The sequence below is a fragment of the Paenibacillus sp. FSL H8-0260 genome (genome assembly GCF_045040625.1).
Lineage (GTDB): Bacteria > Bacillota > Bacilli > Paenibacillales > Paenibacillaceae > Paenibacillus_AQ > Paenibacillus_AQ odorifer.
Window position 1 is genome coordinate 1,368,911 of sequence record NZ_CP150298.1, and the last position, 15,078, is coordinate 1,383,988.

Consider the following 15,078-nt stretch of genomic DNA (forward strand, 5'->3'; position numbering starts at 1 on the left):
TCAAATCATACCTGTTGTTTAAAGTATAAAGTATGAGCATGACCAATACAGCTTGATGAAGGAGAAGATGACTCATGAAAGCATTATACACAGCAACTACAACAGTCCATGGCGGTCGTGAAGGCTCCATTGAATCCTCGGATGGCGTGTTAAAGCATAATTTAAGCATGCCTAAAGAGCTTGGAGGGCCGGGAGGTTCCGGTACCAATCCAGAGCAACTATTCTCGGCTGGTTATGGAGCGTGTTACGAGAGTGCACTAGCGAATATCGCCCGTAAAGAGGGCGTGAAACTCCATGACGTGGAGGTCACTTGTAATGTGTCCATTGGGAAGGATGACAGCGATGGAGGCTTTAGACTTGCTGTGAGAATGGATGTGAAGCTGCCAGGGATCGAACACGACAAAGCAGAGGAACTGGCGAAGAAGGCTCACGAATTCTGTCCTTACTCCAAAGCAACCAGAGGTAATATCGAGGTTGAATTAAAGATTGTTGATTAAATGTATCTGTATATATTTTATGGAAATAATGGCTAAATAGAGACGTAAATCATAAAAGAGTAATAAATAGCTGCCGTGTTAGGCGTCTTTGGTTGACATCACCCTTAAAATTCTTTAATATGTCTAAGTATCTGAGAATGTGCCTGCGTGTGCAATTTACAACCAAAAATTTAAATAATGGGTGATGAAGATGTCTTACAGACCGAATATTACGAATGTGACCAAAGCCAGCAGCAACGATAAGGAAGGATTGTACGAGTTCATTATCAAGCTTGCTGATGGAACGGAGTGCCGCGCGTTTTATCATCGGTTTCCGGAATGGAAAATGACGAACATCAGCCGCCTGCTTAAAACTCCATGTCCAATTTGCCGCAAAGATTTCATCTGCAAATGCATGGAGGCATTCACTGCTGATTTCGAAGGGCAAATGATCGGGGATCAATGGATTGAGAAAGCAATCGCAGAATAATTAAAGAACGGCACTTGATGGCGCGGGAGGTTATCCCGCGTTTTTGTTTACCCAAAAAAGCAGAAATTTACGCCTTTAAGACGGAGGGGGAGCCATGAACGAGGAACTGAACCTTATGAAAGATAAGTCCATCGTATTGATAGACGGAGTGTGTCATCTTTGCCAGGGGGTAGTTCGTTTCATTATCCCGCGTGACCCCGACGCTAAATTTCTATTCGCACCTTTACAGAATGAGATTGCGGCAAAGCTAATGAAAGAGTCCGGACTTCAGCCTGGACAATTAAACACGGTGATTTTACTGGAGAACGGAGTGTATTATACAGAGTCGGCCGCTGTGCTAAGAATTGCCCATAAATTGAGATTTCCTTGGCCTGCCACATACGTGTTCATCTTAGTACCACGCCCATTGCGCAATGCCCTTTATCGGTATGTAGCCAAGAACCGCTATCGTTGGTTCGGACGTGATGAGCAGTGTATGCTCCCTACCCCAGAGATCAAACGGAGATTTTTGTAATCCATAATTTGGGAGAATGTTATAATGAAACTATAAATGGGTATAGTTTTTTCATATTATGACTAGGGGTGAACGAATAGTGAAACGGAAAGGGCTTCTGTTTTTTATAGTCATGTTATTATCTTTAAGTATGATCGGTACGGCCTCAGCTGCCCCCAAGCTTCGCATTATGGTGAACAATTCAAGTGTGGATGTTGGTGTGCAAATCGTGTCGGGGAAGACGCTGGTTCCGCTGAAGGCTTTTGAAAGATTCAAGAATACTTCTATTCAATGGGATGCCAATACCAAGCAAGCTACGATTGCTAGAGATTCTATGAAGATTAAGCTTACGGTTGGCTCACGGACGGCTTGGAAGAACTCGGATGCTGTACAACTGGATGTATCGGCCAAAATAGTGGATGGAAGAGTAGCGGTACCCCTGCGGTTTATTGCGGAGGCTCTTGGAGCGAGAGTAACAGTAGATGCTGCTTCGAATACAGTCTGGGTTCAGGAACGGGCCAATGCTAAACTTGTGCAGAATTATAATAGTAATGACTTAGTTGTTTCCCGCATAGCTGCTCTGCAATTCCCGGTTGAAGAAAGAGAACCCTCCAAATTGACGGGTGATAATGAAGCGTTGTCTATGACGTATTATTTTCCTGAAGGCAGATCTGATGGTTATTTTATATTGTATGGACATTTCGTAAAGTATTATGAGATCAAGGATAATATTGTAAAAGTAGTTTGGGAAGCTGATCTGGATATGTCCAAGGAGGCTACAAATAAAGATTTTACCGCGATATTCGGTTACCCAGTTGCGAAGGAATATGGTAAAGCACCTGTTCTAGCTCCATCCTATGCCTCTTTTTATACGAGTGTTTGGGGAAGTCAGATTATTTATGGAATGGTTGATGCGGATGGAACTACTAAAGTTTCAGGACAGTCTCTGTACTGGGGGAATAATGAACCTTTTGTCGTAGCTATTCCCGGAGAGACTAAGCTTTAAGCAATATATAAGTCATATAAATATGGAGATGAATTATGAACAAGGGGAAGCCTAAAGGTTTTATGCGTTTTGATTGGCCTTATCATTTTGTAACTATGCCGCTAGCGCTGATTATATTTGTATGGTCGGGAATTTATGTCGTTCAGGTGTTACGTGATGATGGTGCTCTAACAGTGCCCTTGCTATTATTTGGTTTATCTCTATGCCTATTATTTGCGATTACTCGAATTCGAATTTATGCCACAAAAAATCAGGATCGAGTAGTGAGGGTAGAGGAGCAGTTCCGGTATTTCCGATTGACAGGTGAAGTATTAAATCCAGAGCTTGAATTAGCTCAGATTATCGCGCTTCGGTATGCAGGAGATGAAGAGTTTCCGGCACTATGTCAGCGGGCGGTGAAGGAAAAGCTTAGTCCTGCCGATATCCGGTCTGCCATCAAGAATTGGCGTGAAGATACGATGAGAGTCTAAAAACCACTTGATGTGCGAAAAAACTTATTGCTGCCTTCTTATATATATGCTACTATAGCTGTAAATTAAAGGGATAGTAACGGAAGCACCGTTCAATGTACCGTATCCACGGTTATTGTCGGTGCTTTTTTGCTGTCTTTTTTTTGACAATATTTATAAATTTCTTGCGAAAGGAGAGAGGTTTTATGGCGGCAAGGATTGTACTCGCAGTGCGTGAAAGCCAATATATCGAACCATTGCTACACTATCTTCATCATAGTGAGTATGGAGAAATGCTGCGAATCACGGCTTTTAGTCGGCTGGATGCTTTTATCGATTTTATGAGGGGAGAGGATATGCCGGATGCTGTTGTAGGTGACGTTACTTTTATCGAGGCTTGGCTTGTGGAGGGAAGAACTAAGGTGCCTTGGGCAGTTTTGAGTGAGGAGGGAGCTTATCTTAGCAGGAGTTCTAAAAGCCTGGCTGGAGGCATCATGATTGCGAAATATCAGGCACTGCCTTCTCTGCTGGGAGCATTTATTCAACTATGTGAAGTGAAACGAGCTAGAGGTTCCTCTGTATTAGATGAAACGCTGCTGCTCGGTATCGTCTCCTCAAGCGGGAACACGGGCAAAACCACAGTAGCTATGAATATGGCTAAGCAGCTAGGTGAATTGGGGCTTTCGGTCTTTTATTTGAATCTTGAAAGTGTGGACAGCAGTGGATTATTTTTACGGCCCCCTGCAGGAAATACGCCTGGACTAGAGCGGCTCCTTTATGAAATCAAAGCCAGCCGGGATAAGGGCGGAGCCGATACGATTGATTTGGGGCAATACGTGATTAGGTATGATCACCTTCGAAGTGCTGCTTTTAGGCCAATTATTAATGTAAAAGAAATGCTGCAGATGACTACGCAGGATACGCTAGATTTGTTGGCGCTGTTGGTTGCGGAAAGAAATTTTGACGTAGTTATAATAGATACCGGCAGTATTGAAGAAGAACGTGCCAAAGCTGTGTTACATAAATGCGGAATTCTATTGTGGGTAGTTAGAAATGACGAGGTAAGCATTCATAAGACCATGAGATGGCTATCCCATTGCAATGCTCCTAATTCTGGTATGCCCAGCCAAGTGATGGACAAAAGTAGATTTGCCGTGAATTTTGCCGCAGAGGGTTTAGAGGTGTGGGCACCTCCGGAAGGAATTACCGTTGAAGGTGTACTTCCGTATATCCCATCTTGGACGCTGCAGCACCGTGAGGAGCTTTTTCTGAACTCACCACAATTCCAAAAGGAGATCTTACAGCTGTGCAAGCAGATTATAGAACCGTCGCTTCCGCAAGTATTCACTGGTAAGGGTTTACATGAATGAGGAAATGTTTAAGGCACTTCGCAGTGACATCCGGGCAGGATTAGATGTTACTTCTGCAGTTGGAAATCTTGAACTCACCCAATATATTGAAAGGACAATTTTGGACAGCGAAAATCTGCGTTATTTAACAGCACAGGAGAAACATGAGCTCGTGAAGAGATTGTTCGATTCTTTTCGAGGATTGGATGTACTCCAGCCCTTAGTGGATAATCCGGCGATCACTGAGATTATGATTAACAGCCATACTGAGATTTTTGTAGAAGAGGAGGGGCAGATTCGTCGTCTCCATTTGGAATTTGAGTCCATCAGCAGGTTGGAGGATATTATCCAGACGGTTGTATCCGGTGTGAACCGGGTTGTAAATGATTCTTCGCCTATCGTTGACGCTCGGCTAAAAGACGGATCGCGTGTAAATATCGTGCTTCCGCCGGTAGCTCTGAAAGGCCCGGCGATGACCATTCGGAAATTTCCTGAAACACCGATGACGATGCAGGATTTAGTCCATCGTGAAGCTTTAAGCTTGGAAGCCGCAGAGTTGCTGCAAATTTTAGTGGCTGCTAAATACAATATTTTTATTAGTGGCGGGACAGGCTCTGGAAAGACTACTTTTCTTAATGCATTATCTCAGTATATCCCCCCACAGGAGAGGGTCATTACGATAGAGGATTCCGCTGAACTGCAGATTGTAACCGTGCCGAACCTTGTTTCACTGGAGACCAGGAATGCTAACACGGAAGGTAGAGGGGAGATTTCCATCCGAGATTTGATTCGTTCTTCCCTGCGAATGCGCCCTAACCGGATTGTTGTGGGGGAGGTACGGGGAGCGGAATGTCTCGATATGCTGCAGGCTATGAACACCGGGCACGATGGAAGCTTGTCTTCCGGCCATAGTAACAGCGCACACGATATGGTCAGTCGACTGGAGACGATGGTGCTAAGTGCTGCGGAGCTTCCGGTAGCTGTTGTTCGCCAGCAAATTTCATCGGCAATTGATATCTTCGTACACTTATCACGTCTCCGTGATCGTTCCAGGCGGGTGATGGAGATCAGTGAGGTTGCGGGGTTGAAAGACGGGGAAGTGATCTTGAATCCCTTATATGAATTTCAAGAAGCTGGTGAACGAGAGGGAAGGGTGCAAGGGGGGCTGCTTCCCTGTGGTAACCCATTGTTGCATACAACGAAGCTTAGGATGGCTGGTGTAAACTCCTATCCATTGGCTCAATAGAGATTCAAAATTCCAGAAGGGGGGGAGGTCATGCTTAAGTTTAAATTTGTTGCTGCAAAGCCTGTAGAAGCGGATCCTGACGGTCCTTCGTTATTACCAGATTATAAGGTATACGAATTGACCTTGCTGCAGAGGATTCTGACCCTTACTGCAGGTGGACTGCTGATGTATGGAATTGGATATCTTTTTTATCATCATTGGCTGCTGTCGTTGCTGCTTATGCCTGGCGGAGCTTATGCCCCGCATATGCTGCGTAACTATCTACTGAAAAGACGTCGAAATGCACTGAATTTACAATTTAAGCAGACGTTATTTTCGCTGTCTTCCTCCCTTTCAGCTGGGCGTTCGGTGGAGAATGCATTCCGAGAGGCGGTTCAGGATTTACGTATGCTCGACCCGGAGGGAAGCAGTGATATGATCTCCGAGTTAAACATTATCTGTGCACGCATGGAATATGGACAGCCTGTGGAAGAAGCGCTGCGGAACTTTAGTGAAAGAGCGGGAATGGAGGACATCGAGCGATTTGCGGATGTGTTCTCGGTCTGTAAACGTACTGGTGGTGATCTTGTAGAAGTGGTGCGCCGTACATCAACGATTATCGGTGAGAAGCTGGATATTCAGCAGGATATTGCTGTAAGTATTGCTCAGAAGAAATTTGAGGCTAAGGCACTGCTGATATCTCCGCTGATCATGGTGATGTTTATGAGTTTGACGGCTGGAGAATATATGCAACCTATGTATACAGGAGCGGGTATAGCCATATCGACATTAGCGCTTGTTGCTTTATTCCTATGTTATCTCTGGACTACTAAAATAATGGACATTCCACTGTGAAGGGGGTGAAATCATGCGCTGGCTATGTGCGGTGGTTACTGTTATTTTGCTGATAGTCTGGGTTCTACTGCGAATTCAATGCGGCAACAGATATGTCGCGTTACGCAGTCTTCCTATGGAAGGATTACGGCTTCGGAAGTTAGGCGAACCGTTATTACTGCTTATTGAGAAGAGTGGTATCGCCAGTCGGTTTCCCTCACTGTTATTCAGAATTCAGCGTTCTCTACAGCGCAGTTATGGTATGCGTTATAGCGCAGAGCGGACCCTGCTGTTCATGGGTGAGATGCTAAGTTACAGCTGGCTGTTGCTTGTAGGTGGAAGCTTGATTACAGCATTTAGTGGCGAACAGGCAGGTATGATATTGAGTGTGTTTTTGGCAATTGCTCTACCAACCGCTATGGTTAGTGATCTGCACAAAAAGGTGAGAGTTAGGGAGCAGAATATTATGCTCGAATTGCCAGAGCTGCTGAACAGTATTGTGTTGTTGGTTGGCGCAGGAGAGACCGTGCAACGAGCTATTATTCGCTGTGTGGAAAGCCACCGGGGGGATACGAATCATCCTCTGTATAAGGAGCTAATGACTATGACTAGTGAATGGGAGGGCGGATATTCTTTCCAGCAGGCGTTTGAAAATTTCAGCAAGAGATGCGCTGTACAGGAGGTATCGGTATTCACAACGACAGTTTTGCTGAATTATCGCAGAGGTGGAGCGGATTTTGTGCTATCGCTACGTGATCTGTCGCGGATGTTGTGGGATAAACGAAAGGCACTTAGCCGGACGCGCGGAGAGCAAGCATCCTCTAAATTAGTTTTTCCGATGGTAGTTATCTTTTTAATAGTAATTGTACTGGTGGGAACGCCAGCATTTTTGATGTTAAAAATGTAGGAGGCTGAAGCTGATGGTATCAACAATGTTGGACAGTATGAAGAACTTTTGGGAAGACGAGGAAGGTTTAGGAACTTTGGAGATGATTTTGATTATTGCTGTCTTGATTGCAGTTGTTCTTTTGTTTAAGGACAAAATTCAAGAGGTAGTAGAAGCCTTAATTAAAACGGCGGGTGAAAAGAGTCAGGAAGTATTCGATTGAACAAGTTTAAGGGTGATCAAGGCAGTTTTACTATTGAAGCGTCACTTCTGTTGCCGATCGTCATGTTTATTACGATGCTTCTTTTGTTTTTTTGCTTGTATAGCTATCAGAAGTCCATGCTGTTGCAAGTGGCCTCAGGAGCTACTGAGCGTGCGGCTTACAACTGGGACAACAGTCACAAGGAGGTCTCTGGTTCTTACATGGCTGGTGAGTATGACTCCCTTTATTGGAGAATTGGGGATGATGCCTTGTTAGCCTCATTATTTGGTGGAGAAGCTGGCAGTGCTGGCGTGACAATAGAGTTGCCCGGTGAATTATCAGAGAAGAGTGAATTGCCAGTGCTTAAACTGGGCCAATCGTCTACTATGATTCCGGACAATATGCCAGGAACTATGCGTTATGCTCACAGCCTTACAGGACGGAGAGTAAAGGCCGAGTTAAATCGTCTACTGAGCTTGCCTGTGCTTGATAGCGTTCTATCGGATGAGGCTAACCCAACTGTTGAAGCCCAGTCTATCATTGTCGAGCCTGTTGAGTTTATTCGTACGGTCGACCTGATGCGTTATTTTGGAGCTAAATTTAAAGGGGGCTCTGAGGGTAGTGGATCTGCAGTTTACATGGATAAGAAGGATGCTTCTGCTATGCTGACCAAGCTTCAGGATAAGTAAAATCTCTGTTCAAGGGAGGGGGTTTTAATGAAAAGTATAATTACGGGTTGTCCTGCTAAGGGCAAAACAGAAGGCTCAGTTACAATTTTTCTAATCATGGTGCTGGCTTTCGTCTTTCTATTTACTGCCGTGCTGATTGATTATGCGCGAATCGCTGCGTTCAACGTTCAGGAGGAACGATTAGCGAGAGCCAGTATCCGCTCTGTTATGTCTTCATATCATGTTGAATTGCGTAAGAGATACGGTTTATTTGCATTCGGTGATAGTGATGGTGATATGCTGCTGTCCAAAGTGCTCAATGAAAATTTGCATAAAAGTGGGCGGGGGGATACGTTCAATCTCTTACCCTTTGTACTGGAATCCTCCTCTTTGGAATGGAGCCGGCCGCTGGGAAGTTATGATGTTTTTCGTCATCAAATACTGGAAGAGATGAAATATAAGGCTCCGGTTGATTTCGCCTTGGAGCTGGCAGGTAAATTCAAGCCGCTGTCGGGCGTAATGGCAGAGGCCTCAAGAGCTACTGAATTACTTAGTAAGCTGCAACCTTTATATGATGAACGTGAAGAGAATTTGGATCTAATGTTAGAGCGGAGAAGCCAAGCGGCGGAGAGTGGAAGAAGAGTACTGCTATGGATTATGAATCCGCCCGGAGATTCTATCTCGGCCCATTCGCTCGGAAGCATGCAAGCAGCCGCGGATATACCAGCACAGTATAGTGACTATCTTGGGAAATATTACGAAGATCTATATCGTGATAGTAAAAAGCCTGCAAAGTACACTTATCAGTTGGCACTTTATCAGAGCCGAACTTCAGAGATGTTGTCGCGGCTCCCATCCTTATTAACAACCTTTCATGAAGAACATGGACAATCAATGGAGGAAGCGAAGGATGCGTTAAACAAAGCGCAGCAATTGAATGACCGGATGAGAGATGTTTTGGCAGCTTCCCGAATAAGTGGCGTAAATCTGGCAGACGATCCTGCTAAGGACTGGGATATTCCGGGAAACTCGGGGGAAATAAGCGCTGAGCCACTTAAAAAGCTGCATGAACAGGAAGATGCCTTGATCCTCTCTTCGGCTGACATTAGTAGTATGGAGAATAGTTTATTTATGCAGCAAAGTGCGTACGAGTCCATTGAACCGACGGTAACAGGATTATCAGGAGTGTTGCATGAAGCTTTGGGAGTCAACGGTGATTCCTACCAAATGATTTCCTCTGTTCTAGGGGCTTCGCATGTAGTGGACAACTATTATAAAAAATACGGTAAGAAGGGAAGTGTTATCGCTAGTGATTTGGCTTTTCTTGAAGAGTATCGCAGCTCGGATAAAGCACGTAAGCAAGTAGAGGGGGAAGCCAAATCCAAGCTGGGCGAGGTTAGAGCACTGCTGGACAAAATTAGAATGCTAGGTAGCGGAGCGGCAGCTTCGATGGAACGTTATCAAATCCTTCATCAATTTTATGAGGACAATGTTTCATTTAACAACGGATTGGAGTCTCAATCCTCTGATAAATCTGAAGTATCCTCAGATCCCTATGCTGCTGGAAGCTCGGCGATGAAGGATATTGACGGGATTTATGCAGCAATGAGTGGCATTATGGGGGGCGCTAGAGACAGGCTTTTTCAAACGGAGTATTCCGCGCTTTATTTTCAGCATTTTGATGTTTCAAAGTTAGCTAGTCTGGCACTGAATTCTCTGGAAGACACTAGTGAGCTCACAGATCAGCTTGATCCTCGCGCTCAGGAGCTGGAATACATTTTATACGGATTTCATAATCCCGCAGGGAATGTGGCCGCAGCCTATGCCGAAATATTCGCGATGAGGTTGTCCATTCGCACAATGGAAGGATTTATAGAGAAGGCAACCTTGGGAAATCCACTGGCTGTTCTAGCGGCGGCACTGTTGTATGGAATCCAGCATGCCATTCAGGATATGTTGCAGCTTTGTGAGAAGGATGCGATTCCTTTATCCAAATATATGCCGGCGCAGCTGACTTACCGTGATCATCTGCGACTGTTCATGATAATGCATGGAGGCGGGGAAGTGCAGCTATCGCGGATGCTGGCTCTGATTCAACTGAACACAGGAATAAATCCAGAGGAAAGAAACACCTATGTATCATCGGACATTAAGCTCCAAATGCAGTTATGGTTTCTGCCAGGTGTAGTTAAAATGTTGAATTATACCGCTGCTTTTCCGGGAGAGGTACAAGGGAATAAGTATCTGAGGGCAGTAAAAGCTGATTATTCTTATTAGCGGGAGGTTGGTAAGGAGATGGGGGATGGGTATGGAATCAGAGGGGAGGACAAGGAAGAAGGTAGCATGGTAGTAGAAGCGGCGATGGTTCTTCCGTTCTTCCTGCTATTCGTCCTGTTCCTGATTTCTATCGTACAGATGACCTTGTATTCGACAGCTTTGCAAAGTACAGCATCAGACACTGTAAAGTCTATTTCAACTCATATGTATCCTGCGGCTTTGGCGGTGCAAAAATGGGGAATATCCAGCGAAGTAAGTGATGATTCAGGAGGGGATGACAGTGATCATTCTGCTGGCCTGAATTGGACTATTCCTCGCTTGTCACTTACTGATTGGGGCGATAGTTATGCTGAGTCTTTACCCAAGCCGTTAAATGAGTGGGTTATGTCGGCTTTAGAAAGTGGTGAGGGACCGTTGCAGAAGCTTCAGGCAGAGACTAGTGAAAGTGTACTTGATCTTGCGATCAAACCTTTATTGAAACCATACCTGACATCAGATTTACTGGATTATGAGCGAATTCATGTATCTAATGTTATGGTGCCGGAGCTAAAAGAGGGTACTCGTCCCTACCTTGGGCTAGTGGTTAGTTATAAGCTGCCGATGAAGGTCCCCTTTCTAAACCAAAGTATTGTTTTAGAAGCAAGTGCTGTTGAACGCCTCTGGATCGGGGATACGGGAGAAGGCACAGCCAAGGAGGGGAACGGTACTGGCCAACCAGATGAATTCATTGAAATCTTAGAAAAGCCGAACCCGGCTGTAGCGAATAAGCAAGGCAAGGTTCGTGCCAGAATACCGCCGAATGCTTCTGCCAGCTTGTCAGTCTTTTATAAGAGCGGGGGCAGTACTGCCAAATATTTAGGCTGGAAACAAGCGGATGAAGATGGATATATCGAGTGGGAATGGAAAATTGGTGTAAATACCACACCGGGCTCGTGGCCGTTTGTTATACAACTGGATGATGGTAGATCTGTTGAGGTTATGTTCACAGTAGTGAAGTGAAAGGGTGGAAAAAGGAGTGTAATAAATGGCAGAGTGGACATTTTGGGGATGTCTACCGTTTTTAGCAGCGGCACTGATTACAGATTTGAAGTCGATGAGAATACCAAACTGGATCACCTTGTCAGGCTTGCTCACCGGTCTGCTTGCACAAGGGGTGATCAATAGCTGGCATGGACTGCTGAGGGCTTTCGGGGGAGCTGCTGTAGGATTTACAGTCCTTCTGATCATGCATTTATTAGGGGCGGTTGGCGCGGGGGATGTTAAGCTTTTTGCTGGAATCGGAGCGTGGACAGGGATGTTGTTTACGCTGCAAGTCGTCATGTACTCTGTACTATTTGGTGCTTTAATAGGCTGGTTAATTGTTTTAAAGAGACGGGAGGCGGTCAGTCGTTCGCGTAAGATCATCAGCAGAATTTCTGGATTTATTTTATGGAAGAGCCCGTTTCTATTAAAAAATAACGATAGTGAACTGTTGAAATTCCCTTTCATGCTGGCTGTTATCCCTGGTTCCATATGCGCTTATCTATACTTTTAGTTCGGGAGGTGATGTTTGTTGTTCGGATTAACCCGTGATTTTATACAACAGGATGGTATATATATGATCCTTGGTGAACCCGAAGGAATACACGCGGAGAAGCTTAATTTGATTCAGGCGCGCATGCTGATGAACACCGACATTCCTCATCATTTGAGGCTGTTACTTAGAGAAATAGATATGAAGGTTACTATGGAATACGCTGTTTTACGCAAAAAAATGCTTAGTCATCTACTCAAAGGAGAGAAGCTAAGTATGAGCTCATTTTTCGGGTTATTGCTGCAAATTGCCCAAGGCATGGAAGATGGCAGATTATATATGCTGCGGGCGGAACAGTATGCTTTGCATGCAGATTACATTTTTATTGAAGGGTCGTTACAGAGCGGTAAAGTATACCTGACCTACATACCCATTCAGGAGAATAAGTCTGGTTCAAAGCTTGGAGAGTCACTCAAGTCACTAATCATGGTGTTAATGGCATCTATCACAGAGCTAACTGGCAGTGGTGTGCAAAGACTATTGCAATATTGCAGTGAAGAGGGATTTACTCCAGCTGGCTTAAAGATTCTTTTATCAGAGTTGCTGACAGAAAGAGAGCCCGTTACACCTGAAAGACAGCTTCATGAAGGCGTAAAAGAATATCTAGTGAAAGAGGCAGCAGCTCCACCATTAAGAAAAATATATGAGCATCGCGAAGATAAGGGATTGGAGCAGCCGACTGCTACTCCTTGGATCAGCAGCTATCCTAATCTTAAGATAAAAGAGGAGGAGAGCGTGTCTCTAAGCTTGGAGGATGAGCAGGTAACGAATCCGCAAGCCTCAAGCTCAAGAACCTATATAGTGCTAGGGTGTCTATTAGGAGATGCACTACTGTGGAAGTTTCTATATTTGGATAGTACAAAGCCGTTATGGCTTGCCGTCTGTGTAGTTGTGACGATTGTATTGGCTGTTTTAAGTTGGATGGTTTGGAGCGGAAGGTTAAAGCTTGGTAAAGAAGATGATGATAGTCTGAGTGAAGATTCTGAAGATACTAACTGTAATCCGAGTCGGAAAGAATTGGAGTGGAATTTTGGCAGGAACCCTGTGACTTCTACGCGTCCTCCAGCAACAATCCCAAAGGTAACTCCGCAATTCTCAGATTCAGCAGCTAACGTTCCGGCAACCCGTCATGAATCACTAGCAGAGGAACATTGTTCTGTTAAAGCACCAGAAGCCATAGCACCAACAACTTTATTATCACGGGAGAAAATGCCTGAGCAAGGACGACAAATCGAAAAGCTGGATCGGAGTATTCCTTATCTCCAAAGAAGCGGTGAGGAGGGTGAAGAGGCGGAAATGATCGAGTTAAATCGAACTAGCTTCATTATCGGCCGATCGGCAGAGGTGGCTCAATATGTGGAAAGATCAGAAGGAGCCTCTAGAGTACACGCTGAAATATCTAGAAGCACCAGCGGATATATTCTGAAGGATCTTGACTCCAGAAATGGAACGCTTTTTCAAGGTGAAGCCATGGTCCCGTATAAAGAGTATCCACTAACAGAGGGGACCACATTTAAAATTATAAAAGGAAGCTACACATTTCATACAGCATGAAGGTGAGTTCTAACGATGAATGTGGCTCTACAATTTTTGTTTTTTCAAATTTTCTAAAGAGACTTGAAGTGTAGGGAAGGTAAAGTCAAAGCCATGATTTAATGCCGCTGCGGGCAGGACGCGCTGACCTTTGAGTAAGATTTCGGATAATTCCCCGACTGCTGTTTTTAACAGGAAGGCTGGCAAAGGGAACCAGTGCGGCCGTTTGTAGACTTTGCCAATCGTTCTGCCGAACTCTTCGTTCGTTACCGGATTTGGAGCAGTCGCATTAACAGGTCCGTTAATCGTTGGATTTTGCGTACAGAAATCAATTAGACGCACAATATCCGTCAGATGGATCCAAGAGAGCCACTGCTTTCCAGAGCCAATGTTGCCGCCAAAACCTAATAAATAAGGCAGCTTCATTTTGGGGAATGCTCCGCTCTCATTGCCGAGCACAACTCCGGTACGCAGCTTGACCACGCGGATATCATGGTAGGTTTCATCTGAAGCCTCTTCCCATGTCTTAACTACTTCTGAAGGGAAATCCATGACCTGGGCTGGTGAGGATTCACTAAAAGTATCCTCTAAAGAGGTACCGTAAATCGCCACGGCGGAAGCCTGAATGATTACGGAAGGCTTTTGCTTCATTTGATCTACTAACTTAGCTGCTGCGGAAACGGTTGCAAGTCGGGACTGCATAATCGCTTTTTTGCCACTTGGACTCCAGCGCTGGCTAAGGGAAGCTCCGGCGAGATTAATTAGGGCAGCTGCATTTTCCACTGGATCGGGATTAGAACTTAGACTGTCCCAGGTGTGGTAACTCAGCTTAGGATGAATTGTTGTTGCGTCTTTTGGTAAATTCCGACCTACAATAGCAACTTCATTACCTGCTTGCAGCCAGTATTTTGCTAGTTCGCTACCTATAAAACCGGTGCCGCCACATATCACATATTTCAAAGGAGGGCCTCCGTTCTAAATCGTACAATTCATTAAAAATTACTTAAACAAATGCTGGTAAGCAGAGTAATCAATTTTATTCTTTTCGAGAAAATTGACAAGAAAACGGTTATCGCGCCGCGGTGTGGCAACTATGTAACCTTTAATGCAGTGATCGCGAGTAACTTCTTTTGCATTGCTCTCGACGGCGATTTTTCCGATCTCGGCAGCAATAGAATGCTTCGCAATATCACGAAATGGACCAGGTACAGGCTGAACAAGCTGGTCCAAAAAGGCTTTTGTTTCGTCACTCCAGAGCGGGCGGCTACGTTCTACCCAGTAATTTTGCCAGTCTAGCTTTGACTTTCCATCAGCTTTGGGCAGGACCTTTAGGAATTTGCGGAACATAAAAAAACCGCCGATACACATGGAACCAAGCAGCATAAATGTCCAGAAAGCGATAGAGTTCATAAACCAATTGCTCGGTGTGGATAATAAACCAAGTCCTGATTGGATAAACATGCATACACCACCTTTTGGCAATGAGGATTCTCACACGAATTATTCTCATATTAAAGTATAGCTTATTTCCAAAGTTTTGCGAAGCAGAACCCGGCATATTGGCCTCGTCTAGATTTATTTTTCCGATCACGGTAGAATAGGGGTTAATTCGTGAAG

The 15,078-nt window shown here is 44.8% G+C and carries 17 protein-coding genes; 15 read left to right on the plus strand and 2 right to left on the minus strand.

All coding sequences use genetic code 11. From position 1 onward, the window contains the following. Positions 1 to 74: 74 nt before the first annotated feature. The 15 genes from MHI51_RS05925 to MHI51_RS05995 all read left to right on the plus strand — a co-directional run bounded on the left by MHI51_RS05925 (position 75) and on the right by MHI51_RS05995 (position 13,482). Complete coding sequence (locus MHI51_RS05925; protein WP_036681676.1) at positions 75 to 497, plus strand: organic hydroperoxide resistance protein; 423 nt, start codon at positions 75 to 77, stop codon at positions 495 to 497. A gap of 190 nt (positions 498 to 687) precedes the next feature. Beyond that, the gene (locus MHI51_RS05930) at positions 688 to 966 is read left to right on the plus strand and encodes a hypothetical protein (RefSeq protein WP_036681678.1); all 279 of its coding nucleotides are present in this window, start codon (positions 688 to 690) and stop codon (positions 964 to 966) included. A gap of 94 nt (positions 967 to 1,060) precedes the next feature. After that, the gene (locus tag MHI51_RS05935) at positions 1,061 to 1,480 is read left to right on the plus strand and encodes a thiol-disulfide oxidoreductase DCC family protein (protein WP_405173676.1); all 420 of its coding nucleotides are present in this window, start codon (positions 1,061 to 1,063) and stop codon (positions 1,478 to 1,480) included. A 79-nt stretch (positions 1,481 to 1,559) separates the two neighbouring features. Further along, entirely contained in the window at positions 1,560 to 2,465 is a 906-nt protein-coding gene (locus MHI51_RS05940) for a copper amine oxidase N-terminal domain-containing protein (RefSeq protein ID WP_076219299.1), read from the plus strand. Positions 2,466 to 2,500: 35 nt separating this feature from the next. Further along, entirely contained in the window at positions 2,501 to 2,935 is a 435-nt protein-coding gene (locus MHI51_RS05945; RefSeq protein WP_076185827.1) for a DUF6526 family protein, read from the plus strand. 185 nt (positions 2,936 to 3,120) lie between these two features. Beyond that, complete coding sequence (locus tag MHI51_RS05950; RefSeq protein WP_076185824.1) at positions 3,121 to 4,284, plus strand: hypothetical protein; 1,164 nt, start codon at positions 3,121 to 3,123, stop codon at positions 4,282 to 4,284. Next, positions 4,277 to 5,509: a CpaF family protein gene (locus MHI51_RS05955; protein ID WP_405173677.1), complete on the plus strand. Its 1,233-nt coding sequence runs from the start codon at positions 4,277 to 4,279 to the stop codon at positions 5,507 to 5,509. The genes MHI51_RS05950 and MHI51_RS05955 overlap by 8 nt, the downstream gene beginning before the upstream one ends. Positions 5,510 to 5,539: 30 nt before the next feature. Next, positions 5,540 to 6,343, plus strand: coding sequence for a type II secretion system F family protein (locus MHI51_RS05960; RefSeq protein ID WP_076277686.1), 804 nt, complete (start codon positions 5,540 to 5,542; stop codon positions 6,341 to 6,343). Between the two features lie 10 nt (positions 6,344 to 6,353). Continuing rightward, complete coding sequence (locus tag MHI51_RS05965; RefSeq protein WP_405174040.1) at positions 6,354 to 7,229, plus strand: type II secretion system F family protein; 876 nt, start codon at positions 6,354 to 6,356, stop codon at positions 7,227 to 7,229. 13 nt (positions 7,230 to 7,242) lie between these two features. Continuing rightward, positions 7,243 to 7,431: a Flp1 family type IVb pilin gene (locus MHI51_RS05970; protein ID WP_036681690.1), complete on the plus strand. Its 189-nt coding sequence runs from the start codon at positions 7,243 to 7,245 to the stop codon at positions 7,429 to 7,431. Next, positions 7,428 to 8,099, plus strand: coding sequence for a TadE family protein (locus MHI51_RS05975; protein WP_076277687.1), 672 nt, complete (start codon positions 7,428 to 7,430; stop codon positions 8,097 to 8,099). The genes MHI51_RS05970 and MHI51_RS05975 overlap by 4 nt, the downstream gene beginning before the upstream one ends. 27 nt (positions 8,100 to 8,126) lie before the next feature. Next, complete coding sequence (locus MHI51_RS05980) at positions 8,127 to 10,355, plus strand: hypothetical protein (RefSeq protein WP_405173678.1); 2,229 nt, start codon at positions 8,127 to 8,129, stop codon at positions 10,353 to 10,355. Positions 10,356 to 10,373: 18 nt separating this feature from the next. Then, positions 10,374 to 11,354 carry a TadE/TadG family type IV pilus assembly protein gene (locus tag MHI51_RS05985; protein WP_076277688.1) on the plus strand — a complete coding sequence of 327 codons (981 nt, stop codon included), beginning with the start codon at positions 10,374 to 10,376 and terminating at the stop codon, positions 11,352 to 11,354. A 25-nt stretch (positions 11,355 to 11,379) separates the two neighbouring features. Further along, the gene (locus MHI51_RS05990; protein WP_076128203.1) at positions 11,380 to 11,889 is read left to right on the plus strand and encodes a prepilin peptidase; all 510 of its coding nucleotides are present in this window, start codon (positions 11,380 to 11,382) and stop codon (positions 11,887 to 11,889) included. A gap of 18 nt (positions 11,890 to 11,907) precedes the next feature. Beyond that, entirely contained in the window at positions 11,908 to 13,482 is a 1,575-nt protein-coding gene (locus MHI51_RS05995; protein ID WP_405173679.1) for a DUF6382 domain-containing protein, read from the plus strand. 27 nt (positions 13,483 to 13,509) lie between these two features. Here the strand turns inward: MHI51_RS05995 and MHI51_RS06000 are convergent, their stop codons facing one another. Then, complete coding sequence (locus MHI51_RS06000) at positions 13,510 to 14,412, minus strand: TIGR01777 family oxidoreductase (RefSeq protein ID WP_342410887.1); 903 nt, start codon at positions 14,410 to 14,412, stop codon at positions 13,510 to 13,512. A gap of 48 nt (positions 14,413 to 14,460) precedes the next feature. After that, positions 14,461 to 14,922 (minus strand): DUF2621 domain-containing protein, encoded by a 462-nt coding sequence (locus MHI51_RS06005; protein WP_036681700.1) that lies wholly within the window; start codon positions 14,920 to 14,922, stop codon positions 14,461 to 14,463. Positions 14,923 to 15,078: the final 156 nt, after the last annotated feature.